The organism is Streptomyces sp. TRM70350 (assembly GCF_019219825.1).
In the GTDB taxonomy this organism is placed as follows: Bacteria; Actinomycetota; Actinomycetes; order Streptomycetales; family Streptomycetaceae; genus Streptomyces.
The window spans coordinates 98097-117753 of record NZ_JAHUXH010000021.1 but is presented as its reverse complement, the minus strand read 5'-3'; the positions used below and the strand labels follow the sequence as shown (position 1 = coordinate 117753).

The following is a 19657-nucleotide window of genomic DNA, read 5'->3' as shown; positions in this document are numbered from 1 at the left end:
TTGCCTGTGCCGAAAAGCTTGCCGAGCGCACTTCATGGCCGTGTCCGCCGACTGTCACAGACCTGTCACAGGGGACGGGTCGTGGGTCGTTCGCAGAACACCCACAGCGCGGTCACGGAGAAGAGCGGTACGGCTACGCGGCCGCCCGAGTGTCGAAACGCCGACCCGCCATGGGCCAGAATGAGCGCGTGCCTTCCCTGTTGCTGATCGAGGACGACGACGCCATCCGCACGGCCCTGGAGCTCTCACTGACGCGCCAGGGACACCGCGTGGCGACCGCTGCCAGCGGTGAGGACGGTCTGAAGCTGCTGCGTGAGCAGCGGCCCGATCTGATCGTGCTGGATGTGATGCTGCCCGGCATCGACGGGTTCGAGGTGTGCCGACGCATCCGGCGCACGGACCAGCTGCCGATCATCCTGCTGACCGCCCGCAGCGACGACATCGACGTCGTGGTCGGGCTTGAGTCCGGGGCCGACGACTATGTCGTCAAGCCGGTGCAGGGGCGGGTGCTGGACGCGCGGATCCGGGCCGTGCTGCGGCGCGGCGAGCGGGAGGCGAACGACGCGGCGACCTTCGGCAGCCTCGTCATCGACCGCGCGGCGATGACCGTGACGAAGAACGGCGAGGACCTGCAGCTCACCCCGACCGAGCTGCGGCTGCTGCTGGAGCTGAGCCGGCGGCCGGGCCAGGCGCTGTCCCGGCAGCAGCTGCTGCGGCTGGTGTGGGAGCACGACTACCTCGGTGACTCCCGGCTCGTGGACGCCTGCGTCCAGCGGCTGCGCGCCAAGGTCGAGGACGTGCCGTCGTCCCCGACGCTGATCCGTACGGTGCGGGGTGTCGGCTACCGGCTGGATCCGCCTCAGTGACAGATCAGCAAGGTGGTTTCCGCGGCTGGGCCGCGGCACGCAAGGGAGCTCTGTCGACGCTGCGCTTCACCAGTCTGCGGTTGCGGCTTGTCGTCGTGTTCGGGCTGGTGGCGCTGACGGCCGCGGTGTCCGCGTCCGGGATCGCCTACTGGCTCAACCGCGAGGCCGTGCTCACCCGCACCCAGGACGCGGTGCTGCGCGACTTCGAGCAGGAGATGAAGAACCGCGCCGGTGCCCTGCCCGTCCACCCCACCCAGGACGAACTCCAGCGCACCGCCGGTCAGATGGCCAGCAGCAGCCAGCGCTTCAGCGTGCTCCTGGTCGCCGAGGACGCGAGCGGCAAGGCGGTGTACGGCAGTTCCGGCGGCCTGAACGACGGCTTCGCGCTGGCCGACGTACCGAAGTCGCTGCGTACGGCCGTGAACAAGCGGCAGCCGCTCACGTCGGCCAACAAGTCGCCGTACCACCTGTACTGGCAGCGGATCGTCGACGACGGCACCCCGTATCTGGTGGCCGGGACCCGGGTGATCGGGGGCGGGCCGACCGGTTACATGGTCAAGTCGCTGGAGCCGGAGGCCAAGGACCTCAACTCGCTGGCCTGGTCGCTCGGCATCGCCACCGGCCTGGCGCTGATCGGTTCGGCGCTGCTCGCGCAGGCCGCCGCCACGACCGTACTGAAGCCCGTGCACCGCCTCGGGGTCGCCGCGCGGCGGCTCGGGGAGGGCGAGCTGGACACCCGGCTCAGGGTGTCGGGGACGGATGAACTGGCCGATCTGTCCCGGACGTTCAACAAGGCCGCCGAGGCGCTGGAGAAACGGGTCGCGGACATGGCCGCGCGGGACGAGGCGTCCCGGCGGTTCGTGGCCGACATGAGCCATGAGCTGCGCACGCCGCTCACCGCGATCACCGCCGTGACCGAGGTGCTGGAGGAGGAGCTGGACTCCGAGGGCGGCGGCATCGACCCGATGATCGAGCCCGCGGTACGGCTGGTGGTGAGCGAGACCCGGCGGCTGAACGACCTGGTCGAGAACCTGATGGAGGTCACCCGCTTCGACGCGGGCACCGCCCGGCTGGTCCTGGACGACGTCGACGTAGCCGACCAGATCACCGCCTGCATCGACGCCCGCGCCTGGCTGGACGCCGTCGAGTTGGACGCCGAGCGCGGCATCCACGCCCGCCTCGACCCGCGCCGGCTGGACGTCATACTGGCCAATCTCATCGGCAACGCGCTCAAGCACGGCGGCTCGCCGGTGCGGGTGGCCGTGCGCGAGGAGGACAGCGAGGTCGTCATCCAGGTGCGCGACCACGGGCCCGGCATCCCCGAGGACGTACTGCCGCACGTCTTCGACCGCTTCTACAAGGCCAGCGCCTCCCGCCCGCGCTCCGAGGGCAGCGGCCTCGGCCTGTCCATCGCGCTGGAGAACGCCCACATCCACGGCGGCGACATCACCGCCGCCAACTCCCCCGAAGGCGGAGCGGTGTTCACGCTGCGGCTGCCGCGGGACGCGTCGGACATGGTGCGGGCGGCGGAGGAGAAGCGCTCGAAGAAGGGGGACTCGTGAGGAGGGCTCGTCTGCTGGCGATCCCGGTGTTCGCCGCGCTGCTCGCCGGCTGCGGCATCCGGGCCACCGAGGTGCCGACCGACTTCGGTCCGGCGCCGTCGCGGGCGCACTGTTCGCTCGCCGGGCAGCGCATCAGCACGCAGTCCTCGCCCGGGATGCCCGTACAGGTGTTCCTGCTGTGCGGTGCGTCGCTGGTCACCGTCGACCGGGCCGTGCGGGTGCCCCAGGGCACGGAGGACTCCGAGCGGCGCGTGCCGCTCGCCCAGGGCCTGCTGGACGAGCTCGCCAGGACGCCGTCGGCGGCCGAGCGGCAGGCCGGGTACTCCACGGACGTGCCCGGCGGCATGACGGTGAGCGGGCCGGGTCCGCGGGACCCGGAGGACACGCTGCGGCTGACGACCGCCCCCGAGGACCTCACCTCGTACGCGCTCGCCCAGATCGTCTGTACGTTCTCGGACTCGGCGGCCGCCGAGGGCGACGGCTCGGTGATCCTCGGCGGCCCCGGTGCCGCGCCGCCCCGTAGCTACGAGTGCACGGACGACGTCCGCGCCCGCCCGGGCCAGGTCGAACCGCCGTCGACCGAGGTCACGGGCGGCTGACGGCAGGTGTGGCGCAGGCCTCACCCGGGTAGGGGGTCCCGACCCGGAACCGATCCTGCCGAAGGCCGCGTCTAGGGGGGCGTGCAGCGTCAAGGCTCCAGGGGCGGCAGCGCCGCGATCCGCATGCGGGTGACGGGGGGTGTCCTCCTCGCCGCGCACCTGGCGTTCGTCGCCTGGTACACGCTGCGTCCGCTGGACGTGCCCTGGGTGATGCCCGCCAATCTGCATCCGCTCGCCGGTATCCGCGCCGATCTCGCGCTGGGCTGGCCGGAGGCGGCGCGCAGCATCGGCGCCGGACTCGGGCTGCTCGCGCCGCTGGGCGTGCTGCTGCCGATGGTGGGCGGCAGACTGCGGGTCTCGCCGCTCGGCTCCCTGGTCCGTACGGTCGCCGCCGGGGTGCTGATCTCGCTCGGCATAGAGCTGTTGCAGACCGGTGTGCCCGGCCAGGTCGTGGACGTCGACTCGCTGCTGCTGAACACCACGGGCGTGACCCTCACCCATGTCGCCGTCGTCCCGGCGGGCCGTTACTGGCTGCGCCGCAGGTCGGAGGCCCGGCGCCGGGCGCTGCCACCCCGGGAGGACGCCCCTCAGGGTCGTACCCCGACGATTCCCAGGGTCGGGATCGCCCCATGGAGCGACGCTTTGCCCCCTTCGTCGCCGTAGCGTGGAGGTATGAACGAGGCAGCCACAAGGGAGGCCTCGGACGCTCACGAAGGAGCCGAGATGAGCCGCCTTGCCCGCCCCACCAGTGGTCGGATGATCGGCGGAGTGTGCGCAGCGCTGGCACGGCGCTTCGGAACCTCCGCGACGACGATGCGTGTGATCTTCCTGCTCTCCTGCCTGCTGCCCGGCCCGCAGTTCCTGCTCTACATCGCGCTGTGGATCCTGCTCCCGTCGGAGGACAAGGCCGCCCGCACGGCCTGGTGATCCCGCCCCCGGATGTGCCCTCCCCAGGGCAACGCCGATGGGGCGCACCCCCTGAGAGGGGTGCGCCCCATGGGCACGTGCGACGGGGTGTGGCTCAGCCCAGCGGGATGCCGTTCACCGGGGTGCCGTGCGTGGGCACGCCCGGCACCGGCAGCCCGCCGAGCAGGGCGGACGGACCGGCCGACCCCCCGGCGAGCGCCGACTCGACGGCCGTCTGGGCGGCGCCCAGACCCGTGCCGAGCGCGGTCTGTCCGGGGGCCAGCGCCTCGGCGGAACCCGGCAGCGCCTGGTTGAGGTTCTCCGTCGGCAGCATGGTGGCGACGGTGCCCAGAGTCTGGTGGGTGTCGGGGAGTGCGGCCGGCGTGGCGCCCGCGGTACCCGCACCGGCGGCGGCGAAGGCGGCACCGAGGGCGGCGACACCGAGGGTCTTGGCAGCAGACTGCTTCATGGTGAATTGCGTCCTTGACTGGCTTGAAATGGATATCGGGAATGACGGACGTGGGGAGGGAGCGGCCCCAGACCGTAAACACGCGAGAGCATCCCAAGCAAACACCGAAATGCGGACGGACGGTGACCGCCCGCCCGCATTCCCCGGCCCCGATCAGCCCTCGGAAGCCGCAGAACCCCTGGTGGACGCGGTCTGCTGGAACAGCCATTCGGACTTCAGCTCGGCATAACCAGGCTTGATCACGTCATTGATCATGGCCAGCCGTTCATCGAATGGAATGAATGCTGACTTCATAGCATTGACCGAGAACCACTGCATGTCGTCGAGCGTGTAATCGAATGCCTCGACAAGGTGCTCGAATTCCCGGCTCATGCCGGTGTGCGACATCAGCCGGTTGTCGGTGTTCACGGTGGCCCGGAAGTGCAGCCGCCGCAGCAGCCCGATCGGGTGCTCGGCGTACGAGGAGGCGGCGCCGGTCTGGAGGTTGGAGCTGGGGCACAGCTCCAGCGGGATGCGCTTGTCCCGGACGTAGGAGGCGAGCCGGCCGAGCTTCACGCTGCCGTCCTCGGCGACCTCGATGTCGTCGATGATCCGCACCCCGTGCCCGAGCCGGTCGGCGCCGCACCACTGCAGGGCCTGCCAGATGGACGGCAGCCCGAAGGCCTCGCCGGCGTGGATGGTGAAGTGGTTGTTCTCCCGCTTGAGGTACTCGAAGGCGTCGAGGTGCCGGGTGGGCGGGTAGCCGGCCTCGGCGCCCGCGATGTCGAAGCCGACGACACCGAGGTCCCGGTAGCGGTTGGCGAGTTCGGCGATCTCCAGGGCGCGGGCCGCGTGCCGCATCGCGGTGAGCAGGGCGCCGACGCGGATGCGGTGGCCGTTGCCGCGGGCGATCCGCTCCCCTTCCCGGAAGCCCTCGTTGACGGCCTCGACGACCTCTTCGAGGGTCAGGCCCCCTTCGAGGTGCTGCTCGGGGGCGTAGCGCACCTCGGCGTAGACGACACCGTCCTCGGCGAGGTCCTCGGCGCACTCGGCGGCGACCCGGACGAGCGCGTCACGGGTCTGCATGACGCCGACGGTGTGCGAGAAGGTCTCCAGATACCGCTCCAGGGAGCCGGAGTCGGCGGCCTCGCGGAACCAGAGGCCGAGCTTGTCGGGGTCCGTGTCGGGGAGCCGGGAGATGGGGGCACCTCCCACGCCTTTCGGGCTGTGGGGGACGGTCGCGCGGGCGAGGTCGATGACGGTGCCGGGACGCAGCCCGCCGTCGAGGTGGTCGTGCAGCAGAACCTTGGGTGCCCGGCGGATCTGGTCCGGGCTCGGGGTGTGCCTCATCCGGTCAGTCTGGCTCGTCATTTTCGCACTCTAACTCCTACGCGCGTAGATCGCCGGGTGTGCGTTTCCGTCGATACGTAACGGTGACCGTGCGGACGGGTGGCGTACACCGGTGCTTCTGACACTGTTCTGTCATGGCACAGCAAGCGACGCCGGTTCGCACGGCCCGGCTGGGACGGGCACTCGGTCCGGAACCGACGGCGGTGAGCGGAGTGGTGCTGCTGCTCCCCGGCGGCGTGGAGGTCTCCACCCGCAGGCCCTCTGCGCTGCTCGCGGCCGCGTCCGTACGGGGGTTGGGGCGCCGTCTGGTACGCGCGGGGCGCGCGGAGGGGCTGGCCGCGCATGTCCTGTACTACCGCTGTCGCGGGTGGAACGGCAGCGAGGCGCATCTGGCCCGGGACGCCGCCTGGGCGGCGGACGAGGCGGTACGCCGGTACGGCGACGTCCCCGTCTGCCTGGTCGGGGTCGACATGGGTGGGCGGGCGGCGCTGCACGCGGGTGGGCACGAGGCCGTCAACTCCGTGCTGACGATTGCACCCTGGCTGCCGGAGGACGATGTGGCGGCCTCACCCGAACCGGTGAAACAGCTGGTGGGGCGGCGGGTGTTGATCGTGCACGGCACGAATGACGAGCGGACGGACCCTGAGCTGTCGTTTCGGTATGCGGCGCGGCTGAAGAAGGTCAATCGGGATGTGTGCCGGTTCGAAGTGCACTCGGACCGGCATGGGTTGCATCACCATCGGGACGAAGTGCTGGCGTTGGCCGCGGACTTCGTGATGGGGGTGTTGTTCGGGCGGGGGTTTTCCCGGCCCGTCGAGGACGCGTTGGCGGCTCCGCCGCCGTTGGGGTTGCGGATGCCGTTGGCTGCGGGGTTCGGGCGGTCGTTGCGGCGGTAGCGCCGTGGGGGTTCGGCTGTGTTCGGGGTGCGGCTGGTGGGGGCTGGTCGCGCAGTTCCTCGCGCCCCTTAGCGGCGAGTCCGCTCAGGCCGGGAGCAAGTTGCCCCTTCTTGAGAGGAGGAACTTTGTGAAAGCTGCCACCGGTGGAGTGTCCGGGCGGCCCTCCAGCCAGGCCACGCCGATTTCGCGTACCGCGCGTGGGGCCGTGACCGTCAGCTCCACCACGCCTGGGCGGGCCACCGCCGGGGGCGGGAGGAGGGCCACGCCCAGACCTGCGGCGACGAGTCCTCGTAGGGTTTCCGCCTCTTCGCCCTCGAAGGCGATGCGGGGCTTGAAGCCGGCCTCTCGGCAGAGGGCGTCGGTGATGCGGCGCAGGCCGTAGCCGGGTTCCAGGGTGACGAAGGTTTCCTCGGCGGCCTCGGCGAGGCGGATGCGTCTGCGGGTGGCGAGGCGGTGGTCGGCCGGGACGACGAGGCGGAGTTTCTGTTCGTCGAGGCGGCGGGCCACCAGGTCGGGGGCGTCGGGGACCGGCGAGGTCAGGCAGAGGTCCAGCTCGCCGGCGCGCAGGCGTTCGAGCATGGCCTCGCCGTAGTTCTGGACCAGGCTGAACCGGACCCGGGGGTGGTCCGCGCGGAAGGCGTGCAGCAGGCCGGGGACGGTCTCGGCGCCCATGGTGTGCAGAAAGCCGAACGCGACCTTGCCGGTGGTGGGGTCGGCGTCGGCGCGTACCTCGTCCGCGGCCCGCTCGATCTCGGCGAGGGCGCGTTCCACGGAGGCGAGGAAGGTGCGGCCCGCGGTGGTCAGGGAGACGGTGCGGCCGCGGCGGGCGAACAGGTCGACGCCCAGGTCCTCCTCGAGGCGGACCATGGCGCGGGAGAGGGTGGACTGCGGGACGTTCATCTCCTGAGCGGCCCTGGTGACGTGCTCGGTGCGGGCGACGCCGGCGAAGTACGCGAGACGGGGGGCGAGGAGGGTGACGATGTCCTGCCTGTCTTCCATGTCTTTTGTGTCACTGGTTGGTGACAGCCGGGGCTGTGAGCTTTGTTGATGCACCATGGGAATGATTATGGCGATTCCATGCATTGGACGGATGAGCGGGAGCGTACATAGCTTCGAGGCATGACTCCCGCCAGTACCGGGGCGTCCACCACCGTGGGCGCCGCCTCTTCCGTTCCTGTAGTCGACTCCCGTATGGCCCCGGGCGGCCCCGGCTACCGCCGGATGAGCTTCGCCCTCTTCCTCGCGGGTGTGGCCACCTTCGCGCTGCTGTACTCCACGCAGGCGCTGCTCCCCCTGATCTCCGGGGACCTCGGGGTGACGGCGAGCGAGGCGAGCTGGACGGTGGCGGCGTCGACGGGTGGTCTGGCGCTGTTCGTGATCCCGATGAGCGCGCTGTCCGAGCGGTTCGGGCGTCGTACGGTGATGACGGCGTCGTTGGCGGTGGCGGTGATCGTGGCGCTGCTGGTGCCGTTCGCCGGGTCGCTGACCACGCTGGTCGCGCTGCGGGCGGTGCAGGGGGCCGCGCTGGCGGGACTGCCGGCGTCGGCGACCGCGTATCTGGCGGAGGAGGTCCGGCCGAAGGCGCTGGTCACGGCGATCGGGCTGTTCGTCGCGGGCAACAGCGTCGGCGGGATGAGCGGTCGGGTCATCACCGGGTGGGTCGCGCAGGAGTGGGGCTGGCGGGTGGCGGTCGGTGCGCTCGGCGTGCTCGCCGTGGCTTGCGCGGTCGCGTTCCGGGTGCTGCTGCCCGCACCGAAGCACTTCACCGCGGGGTCACTGCGGCCTGGGGTGCTGTTCCGGGTGGTGCGGGGGCATTTGGGCGATCCGCTGCTGCGTCGGTTGTACGCGATCGGGGCGCTGTTCATGACGGTGTTCGGCGGGGTGTACACGGTGATCGGGTACCGGCTGACGGAGGAGCCGTTCGGGTTGCCGCAGGGTGTGGTGGGGTCGATCTTCCTCGTGTACCTGGTGGGTACGGTGTCGGCGTCCGCGGCGGGGCGGCTGGTGGGTCGGCTGGGGCGGCGAGGTGCGCTGTATCTGGGCGGTGGGACGACGGCGGCGGGGCTGGTGCTGTCGCTGGCCGACTCGCTGGTGCTGGTGCTGCTGGGGCTGGTGCTGATCACGGCGGGGTTCTTCGCGGGGCATGCGGTGGCCTCGTCGGCGGTCAGCAAGACGGCGACGCAGGGGCGGGCGCAGGCGTCGGCGCTGTATCAGTCGGCGTACTACGTCGGGTCCAGCGTGGGGAGCACGGTGGGGGCGATGGCCTTTCATGCGGGGGGCTGGCCCGGGACCGTGGGGGTTGGGCTGCTGGCGGTGGTGGGGGTTGTGGGGATCACGGTGCTGGGGTCGCGGGCGGCTCGGGTGGCTGCGGCGGCGCGGGGGGCGTAGGGGTGCCTGCGGCGGCCTGCTCGGCTGAGTGGGGGTTGCTGTAGCGCCTACGGTGCGGGTTGTGGTCGGGGCCGCGCCGGGGGGGTGTCCGTCCTAGGAACGGCGCGGAATCGGTCACTCACCAACTCACCCGGGTTGACGCGCCAACCGCTGCGGGCGGACACCCCCGACACGTCCCCTTCCGTGCGTACGCGAGTGCGGCTGTCGCGGTGGCGCGCGTGGCGCTCTGAGCTGGCCCTTTCTCCGCTCGGGGCGCCATTGTCAGTGGGCTGCGGTAGCTTCCGAAGTGCTGGACGCAAAGGCGTACGGGAACGGCCACAGGGGTGGGTGGACGATGAGCAACGGCACGGCGGCGACAACGGACCTCGACGCCATACTGGAAAAACACCGGGTCGAGCTGACGGGCTACTGCTACCGCATGCTCGGCTCCTCCTTCGAGGCGGAGGACGCGGTTCAGGACACGCTCGTCCGCGCCTGGCGCAGCTTCGACAAGTTCGAGGGACGGTCCAGCGTCCGGTCCTGGCTCTATCGGATCGCGACCAATGTGTGCCTGGACATGCTGAACGCGGGCAACAAGCGCGCCCGGCCGATGGACCTGTCGGAGTCGACCCCGCTCGCCCAGGCCGCGCTGTCCCCGCGCCCCGACCACACCTGGCTGGAGCCGATGCCGGACGCCCGTGTGCTGCCCTCGACCGCGGACCCGGCGGAGGCGGCGGTCGCCAAGGAGTCGGTGCGGCTGGCCTTCATGGCCGCCCTTCAGCAACTGCCGCCCAAGCAGCGGGCCGTGCTGATCCTGCGCGAGGTGCTGGCCTGGAAGGCGAGCGAGGTCGCCGAGTTGCTCGGCACGTCGGTCGCGTCGGTCAACAGCGCGCTGCAACGCGCCCGCGCGACCCTCGCCGAGCGGCACGACAAGGCGGCCGACGCGGTGGTGTCGGATCCGCTGGATGAAGAGCAGCGCAAGCTCCTGGAGCGGTACGTCGCGGCCTTCGAGGGCTATGACATGACGGCGCTGACCGCCCTGCTCCACGAGGACGCCGTGATGACGATGCCGCCGTTCGACCTGTGGCTGCGCGGCCCGGCCGACATCACCGGGTTCATGACCACCCTCGGTTCCGCCTGCGCGGGCTCCCGGCTGCGGCCCGTCGAGGTCAACGGGCTGCCGGGCTTCGCGCACTACAAGCCGGACCCGGAGTCGGGCGGCTTCGCCGCGTGGGCGGTGCAGGTGCTGGAGATATCAGACGGCCGGATCACCGGGTTCCACTGCTTCCTCGACACCAAGCGCTGGTTCCCGCTGTTCGGGCTGCCCCTCCACCTCGAAGCGGAGGCCGACCAGGTCGAGGAGGGCGTGTAGGGCGGGGTCGGGATCGCGGAGACGGATGCCGCGCCCGGCCCGCTTGGCCGTGAGCGCCAGCCGGGCCAGGAGGTCGACGGATGCGAGACCCGGTGGTCCGAGACCTCCGACGTCGCACACGATCACTGGCGCCCCTGTCGCCTCCAGCAACTCCCGCACGTCGTCGCAGAGCCCTGTCACCTCGTCCCGGGTGACGGGGCCGGCCAGCACGATTTCGGCGGGGGTGATGTCATCCACGTCCGGTAGACCGGCTCAGGTCGCATAACTCATCGCGGGCGACCACGCCGCGAGGATCACATTGACCTGGGCGAGGGCCGCCCCAGAGGGTTGAGTGTATGACCCATGGATCATTCCCGTCCGCGATGTCCGGTGCGCGTCTCCTCGCCGAGGAGGCTTTGTGCAGGGGGTTTTGAGCGGCTTCGCGGTGATCGCGGTGGTCATCGGCGTCGGTTACGCGATCGGGGTGCGTGGTCACCTCGGCGGCCAGGGGCGGGAGGTTCTGACCAGGCTCGCGTTCCATGTGGCCTCACCGGCTCTGCTCTTCACCACCCTGGCAGGGGCCGACCTGTCGGTGATCTTCTCCGGTCGGCTGCTGGTCACGGCGCTGAGCACGGCGGCCGCGGCGGGCGTGTTCGTGGCGGTGGGTGTCGTACGCCGCTGGGGGGTGGGCCGTACGACGATCGGCGCCCTGTGCTCCAGCTACGTCAACTCGGGCAACCTCGGCATCCCCATCGCGGTGTATGTGCTGGGCGACGCGTCCCTGGTGGCGCCGGTGCTGTTGTTCCAGTTGGTCGGGGTCACGCCGATCGCGCTGACGATCCTGGATCTCGCGGGTGGCGGGCAGCAGCGGCCGCTGTGGCAGCGGCTGCTCACGCCGCTGCGCAATCCGATAGCGCTGGGGTCGCTGGCGGGGGTGGCGGTGTCGGCGGCGGGTGTGCATGTCCCCGGTCCCGTCATGGATCCGCTGACGCTGATCGGGAACATGTCGGTTCCCGCTGTCCTCCTCGCCTTCGGGATCTCCCTGCGCGGCAGCACCCTCCCGTTGCGGGGCGGGGAACGCGGGCCGGTGCTCCTCGCCGTGGTCCTCAAGGCGGTCGCCCAGCCGCTGCTCGCCTGGCTGCTCGCGGCGGGTGTCTTCGGCCTTCGCGGGGCGGCCCTGCTCGACGTGGTGGTGACGTCGGCGCTGCCGGCCGCGCAGAACCTGTTCACGTACGCGAGCAGCTACCGGGTGGGCGAGGTGCTGGCGCGGGAGGCGATTTTGCTGTCGACGGTGCTTTCGGTGCCGGTTCTGGTGGTGGTGGCGGCGATGCTCGGGTGAGTCAGGCCTCGGGGAACTCGCTCGTGTCGAGGACCAGGTCGAAGGGTGCCGGCAGCTTGAGCGACTCGCCGAACTTGGCGGTGCTCAGGGGGCGGTACACGTCGCCCTTCGGCTCTCCGTAGAGCGTCGCGGTGGGGCCTTCGGGAGCCCACCGGTCGACGAGGAGGTAAAGCGGGATGCCCGCGGTGGCGTAGGCGGCGGGCTTGCTGATGCGGTCGTGGCGGGCGTTGGACTTGGAGGTCACCTCAACGACGAGCTCGGCGAGCGCGGCCGGGATGTGGGTGTCCGCCTCTGTGTGCTCCTGCACCGGGGCCACTACGAGGTCCGGGATGAGCATGCCCAGACACGACGGCACAGCGATCGCCAGTGTCTGAAAGATCTCCCAGTCCTCGGGGATCACGGAGTAGAGGCGACGCTGGATGCGGGCCGCGATCACGTTGTGACGGTACGCGGGAGCAGGTGACACGGTGATGATCCCCTCGATGATCTCCACCTTGCTGCCCTCAGGCCACTCCATCTCCTCCCAGAACCGGACGAGGTCGTCCCAGCTCTGCTCCGGGTCCTGGCTGACGGTGAGTGCGCTCATGGCGGTCTCCTATCGGTGCGTCACCGAGTCCAGCATGCCGAACGGGACCGGCGCCGGTCCACCGATCCCGTTCACCCGAATGGGAAAGCCGCAGGTCAGGCGATGCGTTCCAGCACCACCGGCGACGGTGTGAAGTCCGTGCCCGGGGCCGCGATGTCGTACGAACCCTCCACCGCCTGCAGGGCGTACTCGAAGCGTTCCGGGGTGTCCGTGTGCAGGGTCAGCAGGGGCCGGCCCTGCGTCACCGTGTCGCCCGGCTTCGCGTGCAGCTCGACGCCCGCCGCCGCCTGCACCGGGTCCTCCTTGCGGGCGCGGCCCGCGCCCAGGCGCCAGGCGGCGATGCCGATGTCGTAGGCGTCGAGGCGGGTCAGGACACCGGAGGACGGGGCCTTGACCACGTGCTGTTCCTTCGACGTCGGCAGCGGTGCGTCCGGGTCGCCGCCCTGCGCCGCGATCATCCGGCGCCAGACGTCCATCGCCGAGCCGTCGGCCAGCGCCTTCGCCGGGTCGGCGTCGCGGACGCCCGCCGCCTGCAGCATTTCGCGGGCCAGGGCGAGGGTCAGCTCGACCACGTCCGCGGGGCCGCCGCCCGCCAGGACCTCCAGCGACTCACGGACCTCCAGGGCGTTGCCCGCCGTCAGGCCCAGCGGCGTCGACATGTCCGTCAGGAGCGCGACCGTCTTCACGCCGTGGTCCGTGCCCAGGCCGACCATCGTCGAGGCCAGTTCGCGGGCGTCGTCCAGCGTCTTCATGAAGGCGCCGGTGCCCACCTTCACGTCCAGGACCAGGGAGCCCGTGCCCTCCGCGATCTTCTTGGACATGATGGAGGAGGCGATCAGGGGGATCGCCTCGACCGTGCCGGTCACGTCACGGAGGGCGTACAGCTTCTTGTCCGCGGGGGCCAGGCCGTCGCCCGCCGCGCAGATCACGGCGCCCACGCCGTCCAGGACCGACAGCATCTCCTCGTTGGAGAGCAGGGCGCGCCAGCCGGGGATCGACTCCAGCTTGTCCAGCGTGCCGCCCGTGTGGCCGAGGCCACGGCCCGAGAGCTGGGGGACGGCCGCGCCGCACGCGGCGACCAGGGGGGCCAGCGGGAGGGTGATCTTGTCGCCGACGCCGCCCGTCGAGTGCTTGTCCGCCGTGGGGCGGGACAGGGACGAGAAGTCCATGCGCTCGCCGGAGGCGATCATCGCCGCCGTCCAGCGGGCGATCTCGCGGCGGTTCATGCCGTTGAGCAGGATGGCCATCGCGAGCGCCGACATCTGCTCGTCGGCGACCTCGCCGCGCGTGTACGCGTCGATGACCCAGTCGATCTGCTCGTCGCTGAGCTCACCGCGGTCCCGCTTGGTGCGGATGACGGAGATGGCGTCCATGGCCATGGCTGGCGTTCCTTCCGGGGATTGCGAAGAGTACGGCCCCTGCGGACTCAGGTCCTGTCCAGGGGCCGTACGGGAGTTACGAGGAGAGATGCCCGGGCCCGAAGGCCTGCGGCAGCATCTCCGACAGCGGCAGGATGCCCGCCGGGGTGTCCAGCAGCAGGTCGGGGCCGCCGAACTCGTACAGCAGTTGCCGGCAGCGACCGCACGGGACGAGGAGTTCGCCCCGGCCGTCCACGCAGGTGAAGTGCGTCAGCCGGCCGCCGCCGGTGCGCTGCAGGTCCGAGACCAGCCCGCACTCGGCGCACAGGGAGATGCCGTACGAGGCGTTCTCGACGTTGCAGCCGGTGACCGTGCGTCCGTCGTCGACGAGCGCGGCGACCCCGACGGCGTAGCCGGAGTAGGGGGCGTACGCGTGGGTCATGGCCTCCCGGGCCACCGTGCGCAGCGCCTCCCAGTCGACGTCGGCCGTCGGTGTCACTTGCCTTGTCCCTTCCGGTACGGCAGCCCGTTGGCCTTCGGCATCCGCAGCCGCTGGGCGGAGAGGGCCAGGACGACGAGGGTGATGACGTACGGCGTGGCGGAGACGACCTGGTTGGGGACCTCGTCGGTGGTGGCGTACCAGGCGAAGACGAGGGCTCCGGCGACCAGGGTGATCACGGCGTGGACGTACTTCTTCCGGATCGCCAGCCAGATGGCACCGATGATCAGCAGCAGCGCGCCGAGCAGCAGCAGGGCGTGGACGTTCTCCGCGCCGCCGCGCAGGTTGAGGCTGTCGGTGTAGCCGAACAGGACCGCGCCGAGGGCGAGTCCGCCCGGCATCCAGTTGCCGAAGATCATCGCGGCGAGGCCGATGAAGCCGCGGCCGCTGACCTGGCCCTCCAGGTAGAAGGGGTTGGCGACGATGGAGAGGAAGACGCCGCCGAGGCCGGCCAGGCCGCCGGAGATGATCACCGCCAGGTACTTGTACTTGTAGACGTTGACGCCGAGCGACTCGGCGGCGACCGGGTTCTCGCCGCAGGAGCGCAGCCGCAGGCCGAACGGGGTGCGCCACAGGATCCACCAGGTGGCGGGGACCAGGGCGATGGCGATCAGGGTCAGCCAGGAGACGCTGGTGACCAGGCCGCCGAGCAGGCCCGCGAGGTCGGAGATCAGGAACCAGCCCTGGTTGTTCAGCTCTCTGAGGCCGTCGGAGAGACCGGGGACGGTGAAGCTGCCGAGGGACTCGACGGCCGGGGACTGCTTGGCGGAGCCGCCCGCGTGGCCCTCGAAGGCGAGGGGGGCCAGGTAGCGGGTGGCGCCGAGGGCGAGGATGTTGATGGCCACACCGGAGACGATGTGGTTGACGTTGAAGGTGACGGTCACGAAGGCGTGCAGCAGGCCGCCGAGGCAGCCGCCGATGATGCCGACCAGGACACCCGTCCACGGGCCCCACTGGAAACCGGCCCAGGCACCGAACCAGGTGCCGAGGATCATCATGCCTTCGAGGCCGATGTTGACCACGCCCGCGCGCTCGGCCCACAGGCCGCCGAGACCGGCGAGGCCGATGGGGACGGCGAGCTGGAGCGCGGTGGACATCTGGCTGACGTTGGTGATGCCGTCCGCGCCGGTGATGATCCGGACGAGCGAGGTCAGCGCCAGGACTCCGGCGATGACCAGCAGCACGACGGGCCACGACAGGCGGCGGCCGGTCCGCGCCCCGGACTTGAGCGTGGGCTGGTTGAGGTCGGTCGCGGTGGTCATCGGCCGGCCACCTCCTTCGTGTTGTGGGCGCCGAGGACGTGACCGGCGGCGAGTTCGGCGCCGACCCGGCGCTGCTGGCGGCGCAGGCCCCATTCGCGGACGGCCTCGTAGGAGACGACGACCGAGAGCACGATCAGGCCCTGCATGATGACCGCGATCTCCTTGTCGTAGCCGTGGAAGTCCAGCTCCGGCGAGGCCTTGTCGAGCCAGGCCCACAGCAGGGCGGCGAACGCGATGCCGACCGGGCTGTTGCGGCCGAGCAGGGCGATGCCGATGCCCAGGAAGCCGATGCCGGTGGGGAAGTTGAGGCTGTAGGTGTGGGTGTCGCCGAGCAGGATCGGCAGGCCCGCGAGACCGGCGACGGCGCCGGAGATCAGCATGGCGGTGAGGGTCATCCGCTTGGGGTCGACACCGGAGGCCGCCGCGGCGGTCTGCGAGGCGCCGGAGGCGCGCAGGTCGAAGCCGAAGCGGGTGCGGTTGAGGACGACCCAGTAGCCGATGCCGAGCAGCACGGCGAGGACGACCAGGCCGTAGATCTCGCCGGCCGGGCCCATGTCGATGCCGGGGATCCAGCCGGAGGAGTGCATCTCGCCGGTGGTGTTGTTGTTGCCGACCTTGACGCCGAAGACCGTCGGCAGCCACAGGTAGCCGATGACGGAGGTGGCGATCGCGTTGAGCATGATCGTCGCGACGACCTCGCTGACGCCCCGGGTGACCTTCAGGACACCGGCGATACCGGCCCAGAAGGCGCCGGTGAACAGCGCGGTGAGGAGCAGCAGCGGGGCCTGGATCAGGGCCGGCAGGTTCATGTGGGCGCCGACGATCGCGGTCATCATCGCGGCGAGCTGGTACTGGCCGTCGACACCGATGTTGAACAGGTTCATGCGGAAGCCGATGGCCACCGCGAGCGCGGCGATGTAGTACATCGAGGCCTGGTTGATGATCAGGACCTGGATGTCGGAGAAGCCGACCTGCTCGAACATCACGGCGAACGGCTCGACCGGGTTCTTGCCGGAGGCGATCAGCACGATCGCGCTCAGCACGAAGGCCACGGCGAGCGCGATGACCGGTCCGGCCACCGCGAGGAGCACACGCTCCTTGTCGAACTTCTTCATCAGCGGGCCTCGTCTTCCGGAGACTCGGGGGACTTGGACACGTCGGCCGAGGTCTCGGGGGTCTCTTCGTGCTCCAGGTGGCCGGTCGCGGCACCCGTCATGGCCGAACCCAGCTCCTCCGGGGTGATGGTGGCCGGGTCGGCGTCGGCGACCAGCCGGCCGTTGTAGATCACCCGGAGCGTGTCGGACAGGCCGATCAGCTCGTCCAGGTCGGCGGAGATCAGCAGCACGGCGAGGCCCTCGCGGCGGGCCTCGCGGATGTGGTCCCAGATCGCGGCCTGCGCGCCGACGTCCACACCGCGGGTGGGGTGCGCGGCGATGAGGAAGCGCGGCTTGTGGCTCATCTCGCGGCCGACGATCAGCTTCTGCTGGTTGCCGCCGGACAGCGAGGCGGCGGTGACGTCGATGCCGGGCGTACGGACGTCGTACGCCTCGACGATGCGGCGCGTGTCCTCCTGCGCGGCCTTCGGGTCGAGCCATACGCCCTTGGCGTTGGGCTTCTCGGTGACGTGGCCGAGGATGCGGTTCTCCCAGAGGGGGGCCTCCAGGAGCAGGCCGTGGCGGTGGCGGTCCTCGGGGATGTAGCCGACGCCCTGCTCGCGGCGCTTGCGGGTGGGCCAGGCGGTGATCTCCTCGTCGGCGAGGGCGATCGTGCCGGAGTCGGCGTGACGGAGGCCGATCAGCGCGTCGACCAGCTCGGTCTGGCCGTTGCCCTCGACGCCGGCGATGCCCAGGACCTCGCCCGCGTGGATGGTGAAGGTGATGTCGTCCAGCAGGGCCTTGCCGGAGGGGGCCGCGAGGCGCAGCTTGTCGACGGTGATGACCGGACGGTCGGTGACCGTGGACTCGGCGGTCTCCGGAGTGGGCAGCTCGCTGCCGACCATCATCTCGGCGAGCTGACGCGGGGTGGTCTCGGAGGGGACGGCCGTGCCGACCGTCGTACCGCGGCGGATGACGGTGATCTCGTCGGCGACGGAGAGCACCTCGCCCAGCTTGTGGGAGATGAAGATGACCGACAGGCCCTCGGACTTCAGCTCGCGCAGGTTGGCGAAGAGCGCGTCCACCTCCTGCGGCACGAGCACGGCGGTCGGCTCGTCGAGGATCAGCGTGGTGGCGCCGCGGTAGAGGACCTTGAGGATCTCCACGCGCTGGCGGGCGGCGACGCCGAGGTCCTCGACCAGGCGGTCGGGTTCGACGCCGAGGCCGTAGCGGTCGGAGATCTCCCTGATCCTGCGGCGGGCCTTGGCGCCGATGCCGTACAGCTTCTCGCTGCCCAGCACCACGTTCTCCAGCACGGTGAGGTTGTCGGCCAGCATGAAGTGCTGGTGCACCATGCCGATGCCGCGCGCGATGGCGTCGGCCGGGCTGTGCAGGGAGACCCGCTCACCGTCGATGGTGATGGTGCCCTCGTCCGGCTTCTGCATGCCGTAGAGGATCTTCATCAGCGTCGACTTGCCGGCGCCGTTCTCGCCGACGAGGGCGTGCACGGTGCCCTTGCGGACGCTGAGGTGGATGTCGTGGTTGGCCACGACGCCCGGGAAACGCTTGGTGATCCCGGCGAGTTCGACGGCGGTCGCCTGACCGTGGACCGCCGCTCCGGCCGGAGGGCTGCTGGACGCGTTGATGGCGCACTCTCCTGGGGACGGGGGCCGTCTACGCGCGTAGCGCCCCTTCGGCATACAAAGAGGTGACGCGCCGAGACAACGGGGTACAGGGAGACAGCCTCCCCGTACCCCGTTGAGCGGACGTAACCCCGCGGTTACCGACTGCTCGGCACCCGCATGTCAGCTGCTCTTGACCTTGATCTCGCCGCTGATGATCTTCTCCTTGGCCGTCGCGATGGCTTCCTGGAGCTCGGCGTTGTCCGCGAACTTCGGGTTGGAGTCCGCGAGGCCCACCTCGCCGGTCTTCAGATCGCCCCTGACGATACCGGTCTGGGGCTTGCCGTCCTCCACGGACTTCGCCAGGTTGTAGACCGCCTTGGCGACGTCCTTCGTGGCGGAGGTGAGGATGTAGTCCTTGTACTTGGCGAGGGCCGCCTGCTGGTACTGGTCGGAGTCGACGCCGATCGCCCACACCTTGTTGGCGGCGGCGGCCTCGATCACACCCTGACCGGACAGACCGGCCGCCGCGTAGACGACGTCGGCCTTCTTCTCGATCTGGCCCTCGGCGGCCGTCTTGCCCTTGTCGGGGCTGGAGAAGCCACCCTCCTCGGCGGTCTGGGTGAGGTACTGCGAGAGCACCTTGACCTTGGGGTTGGTGTCCTTGACGCCCTGCTCGAAGCCCGCCTGGAACTTGTGGATCAGCGGGATGTCCACGCCGCCGACGAAGCCGACGACATTGCTCTTGGTGCTCTTGGCGGCGGCCACACCGGCCAGGTACGAGGCCTGCTCCTCGTTGAAGACCAGGTCGGCCACGTTGTCCGCCTGCACCTGGGCGTCGTCGACGATGCCGAAGGTGGTGTCGGGGTACTTCTCCGCGACCTCCTTGACGGCCGGCGCGTAGGCGTAGCCGACGCCGATCACCGGGTTGTAGCCCTGCTTCGCCAGCGAGGCCAGGCGCTGCGCCTTGTCGGCGTCCGTCTCGCCCTCGGTGGGCTCGATGTCGGCCGTTTCGTACTTGAACTCCTTCTTCGCCTGCTCCAGGCCCGCGTACGCGGCATCGTTGAAGGACTGGTCGCCCTTGCCGCCGACGTCGTAGGCGATGGCGAGGCCCTTGTCGCCCTTCGACTCCGCGGACGAGCTCTGGGTCGAGGTGCCGCCGCAGGCGGAGAGGGCAAGGGCGAGGGAGGCGGTCGCTGCGCCTGCGACCGCGAGGCGGGAAACCCGGCGCATGGTGTGGTGCTCCTGTCGTACTGGCGGGTCCGGGGGAGTGCGGGTGGGTTCCCGCGTCGTTCGGCGCGTGCCGGGCGGCGTGGGAGCCCACCCGCACTTCCCCGAGGTCGCTCAGCGCCGGACGGTTCAGCTTCAGCGCTGGCTTCGCCGCAGATTAACGCGCGTAGACCAGCCTGAAAACCCCTTCTGTCCACCTTGTTATGCGGCCGTGGCCAACGACACTCGGGCCCAGGTCGGAGCCGGGTCACCCGCAACGGGGCGCCCGGCGCCGGGGAACGACGGAGCGGGCGGGTGCTCGCGCCACCCGCCCGCTCCGTAC

At 70.6% G+C, this 19657-nt stretch carries 20 protein-coding genes; 9 read left to right on the top strand and 11 right to left on the bottom strand.

Going from position 1 to position 19657, the window contains the following annotated elements; translation table 11 throughout:
• Nucleotides 1-188 precede the first annotated feature (188 nt).
• The 5 genes from afsQ1 (at nt 189) to KWI83_RS26835 (ending at nt 3954) form a co-directional block, all read left to right on the top strand.
• Complete coding sequence (gene afsQ1, locus KWI83_RS26855) at nt 189-866, top strand: two-component system response regulator AfsQ1 (RefSeq protein WP_189702231.1); 678 nt, start codon at nt 189-191, stop codon at nt 864-866.
• The gene (locus tag KWI83_RS26850; protein WP_218516951.1) at nt 863-2428 is read left to right on the top strand and encodes a HAMP domain-containing sensor histidine kinase; all 1566 of its coding nucleotides are present in this window, start codon (nt 863-865) and stop codon (nt 2426-2428) included. The genes afsQ1 and KWI83_RS26850 overlap by 4 nt, the downstream gene beginning before the upstream one ends.
• Nucleotides 2425-3027 (top strand): hypothetical protein, encoded by a 603-nt coding sequence (locus KWI83_RS26845; RefSeq protein WP_218516950.1) that lies wholly within the window; start codon nt 2425-2427, stop codon nt 3025-3027. Before KWI83_RS26850 ends, KWI83_RS26845 begins: the two co-directional genes overlap by 4 nt.
• 81 nt (nt 3028-3108) lie before the next feature.
• Entirely contained in the window at nt 3109-3690 is a 582-nt protein-coding gene (locus KWI83_RS26840; RefSeq protein WP_218516949.1) for a VanZ family protein, read from the top strand.
• Nucleotides 3691-3750: 60 nt separating this feature from the next.
• Nucleotides 3751-3954 carry a PspC domain-containing protein gene (locus KWI83_RS26835; protein ID WP_171114203.1) on the top strand — a complete coding sequence of 68 codons (204 nt, stop codon included), beginning with the start codon at nt 3751-3753 and terminating at the stop codon, nt 3952-3954.
• Between the two features lie 94 nt (nt 3955-4048).
• Here KWI83_RS26835 and KWI83_RS26830 read toward each other — a convergent pair whose 3' ends face one another.
• Nucleotides 4049-4402 (bottom strand): ATP-binding protein, encoded by a 354-nt coding sequence (locus tag KWI83_RS26830; protein WP_218516948.1) that lies wholly within the window; start codon nt 4400-4402, stop codon nt 4049-4051.
• Between the two features lie 153 nt (nt 4403-4555).
• Complete coding sequence (locus KWI83_RS26825; protein ID WP_218516947.1) at nt 4556-5752, bottom strand: adenosine deaminase; 1197 nt, start codon at nt 5750-5752, stop codon at nt 4556-4558.
• 113 nt (nt 5753-5865) lie between these two features.
• Here KWI83_RS26825 and KWI83_RS26820 point away from each other — a divergent pair, with 113 nt between their 5' ends.
• A complete protein-coding gene (locus KWI83_RS26820) occupies nt 5866-6627 on the top strand; it encodes an alpha/beta hydrolase (protein ID WP_218516946.1) in 762 nt (253 codons plus the stop codon).
• 84 nt (nt 6628-6711) lie between these two features.
• Here the strand turns inward: KWI83_RS26820 and KWI83_RS26815 are convergent, their stop codons facing one another.
• Nucleotides 6712-7683, bottom strand: coding sequence for a LysR family transcriptional regulator (locus KWI83_RS26815; protein ID WP_218516945.1), 972 nt, complete (start codon nt 7681-7683; stop codon nt 6712-6714).
• 63 nt (nt 7684-7746) lie between these two features.
• On the opposite strand from KWI83_RS26815, the gene KWI83_RS26810 reads away from it, so the two are divergent.
• Both KWI83_RS26810 and KWI83_RS26805 read left to right on the top strand, forming a co-directional pair.
• A complete protein-coding gene (locus tag KWI83_RS26810) occupies nt 7747-9015 on the top strand; it encodes an MFS transporter (protein WP_218516944.1) in 1269 nt (422 codons plus the stop codon).
• 334 nt (nt 9016-9349) lie between these two features.
• Nucleotides 9350-10366, top strand: coding sequence for a sigma-70 family RNA polymerase sigma factor (locus KWI83_RS26805; RefSeq protein ID WP_218516943.1), 1017 nt, complete (start codon nt 9350-9352; stop codon nt 10364-10366).
• Here the strand turns inward: KWI83_RS26805 and KWI83_RS26800 are convergent.
• Nucleotides 10250-10594 carry an STAS domain-containing protein gene (locus KWI83_RS26800; RefSeq protein ID WP_374106386.1) on the bottom strand — a complete coding sequence of 115 codons (345 nt, stop codon included), beginning with the start codon at nt 10592-10594 and terminating at the stop codon, nt 10250-10252. The two genes, KWI83_RS26805 and KWI83_RS26800, sit on opposite strands and share 117 nt — an antisense overlap.
• Before the next feature lie 169 nt (nt 10595-10763).
• Between KWI83_RS26800 and KWI83_RS26795 the strand changes: the two genes are divergently transcribed.
• Nucleotides 10764-11684, top strand: a complete 921-nt coding sequence (locus KWI83_RS26795; RefSeq protein ID WP_218516941.1) for an AEC family transporter — start codon at nt 10764-10766, stop codon at nt 11682-11684.
• Nucleotide 11685: 1 nt separating this feature from the next.
• Here the strand turns inward: KWI83_RS26795 and KWI83_RS26790 are convergent, their stop codons facing one another.
• From KWI83_RS26790 to KWI83_RS26760, 7 genes are all read right to left on the bottom strand, one after another.
• The gene (locus KWI83_RS26790) at nt 11686-12270 is read right to left on the bottom strand and encodes a Uma2 family endonuclease (RefSeq protein ID WP_218516940.1); all 585 of its coding nucleotides are present in this window, start codon (nt 12268-12270) and stop codon (nt 11686-11688) included.
• A gap of 95 nt (nt 12271-12365) precedes the next feature.
• A complete protein-coding gene (locus KWI83_RS26785; protein ID WP_218516939.1) occupies nt 12366-13649 on the bottom strand; it encodes a thymidine phosphorylase in 1284 nt (427 codons plus the stop codon).
• Nucleotides 13650-13725: 76 nt separating this feature from the next.
• The gene (locus KWI83_RS26780) at nt 13726-14127 is read right to left on the bottom strand and encodes a cytidine deaminase (protein ID WP_171134029.1); all 402 of its coding nucleotides are present in this window, start codon (nt 14125-14127) and stop codon (nt 13726-13728) included.
• Nucleotides 14124-15389 (bottom strand): ABC transporter permease, encoded by a 1266-nt coding sequence (locus KWI83_RS26775; RefSeq protein ID WP_218516938.1) that lies wholly within the window; start codon nt 15387-15389, stop codon nt 14124-14126. Before KWI83_RS26775 ends, KWI83_RS26780 begins: the two co-directional genes overlap by 4 nt.
• A complete protein-coding gene (locus tag KWI83_RS26770) occupies nt 15386-16504 on the bottom strand; it encodes an ABC transporter permease (RefSeq protein ID WP_218516937.1) in 1119 nt (372 codons plus the stop codon). Before KWI83_RS26770 ends, KWI83_RS26775 begins: the two co-directional genes overlap by 4 nt.
• A complete protein-coding gene (locus KWI83_RS26765; protein ID WP_256362843.1) occupies nt 16504-18183 on the bottom strand; it encodes an ABC transporter ATP-binding protein in 1680 nt (559 codons plus the stop codon). The genes KWI83_RS26770 and KWI83_RS26765 overlap by 1 nt, the downstream gene beginning before the upstream one ends.
• Before the next feature lie 105 nt (nt 18184-18288).
• On the bottom strand, nt 18289-19338 hold the full coding sequence (locus tag KWI83_RS26760) for a BMP family protein (protein WP_218516936.1): 1050 nt from the start codon (nt 19336-19338) through the stop codon (nt 18289-18291).
• Nucleotides 19339-19657 lie beyond the last annotated feature (319 nt).

What these genes read in the sequence shown, in the direction of transcription:
- KWI83_RS26835 (WP_171114203.1), top strand. Translation starts at nt 3,751, where the DNA reads ATGAGCCGCCTTGCCCGCCCCACCAGTGGTCGGATGATCGGCGGAGTG.
- KWI83_RS26830 (WP_218516948.1), bottom strand. Translation starts at nt 4,402, where the DNA reads ATGAAGCAGTCTGCTGCCAAGACCCTCGGTGTCGCCGCCCTCGGTGCC.
- KWI83_RS26825 (WP_218516947.1), bottom strand. Translation starts at nt 5,752, where the DNA reads ATGACGAGCCAGACTGACCGGATGAGGCACACCCCGAGCCCGGACCAG.
- KWI83_RS26820 (WP_218516946.1), top strand. Translation starts at nt 5,866, where the DNA reads ATGGCACAGCAAGCGACGCCGGTTCGCACGGCCCGGCTGGGACGGGCA.
- KWI83_RS26815 (WP_218516945.1), bottom strand. Translation starts at nt 7,683, where the DNA reads ATGGTGCATCAACAAAGCTCACAGCCCCGGCTGTCACCAACCAGTGAC.
- KWI83_RS26810 (WP_218516944.1), top strand. Translation starts at nt 7,747, where the DNA reads ATGACTCCCGCCAGTACCGGGGCGTCCACCACCGTGGGCGCCGCCTCT.
- KWI83_RS26805 (WP_218516943.1), top strand. Translation starts at nt 9,350, where the DNA reads ATGAGCAACGGCACGGCGGCGACAACGGACCTCGACGCCATACTGGAA.
- KWI83_RS26790 (WP_218516940.1), bottom strand. Translation starts at nt 12,270, where the DNA reads ATGAGCGCACTCACCGTCAGCCAGGACCCGGAGCAGAGCTGGGACGAC.
- KWI83_RS26785 (WP_218516939.1), bottom strand. Translation starts at nt 13,649, where the DNA reads ATGGCCATGGACGCCATCTCCGTCATCCGCACCAAGCGGGACCGCGGT.
- KWI83_RS26775 (WP_218516938.1), bottom strand. Translation starts at nt 15,389, where the DNA reads ATGACCACCGCGACCGACCTCAACCAGCCCACGCTCAAGTCCGGGGCG.
- KWI83_RS26770 (WP_218516937.1), bottom strand. Translation starts at nt 16,504, where the DNA reads ATGAAGAAGTTCGACAAGGAGCGTGTGCTCCTCGCGGTGGCCGGACCG.
- KWI83_RS26765 (WP_256362843.1), bottom strand. Translation starts at nt 18,183, where the DNA reads ATGCCGAAGGGGCGCTACGCGCGTAGACGGCCCCCGTCCCCAGGAGAG.
- KWI83_RS26760 (WP_218516936.1), bottom strand. Translation starts at nt 19,338, where the DNA reads ATGCGCCGGGTTTCCCGCCTCGCGGTCGCAGGCGCAGCGACCGCCTCC.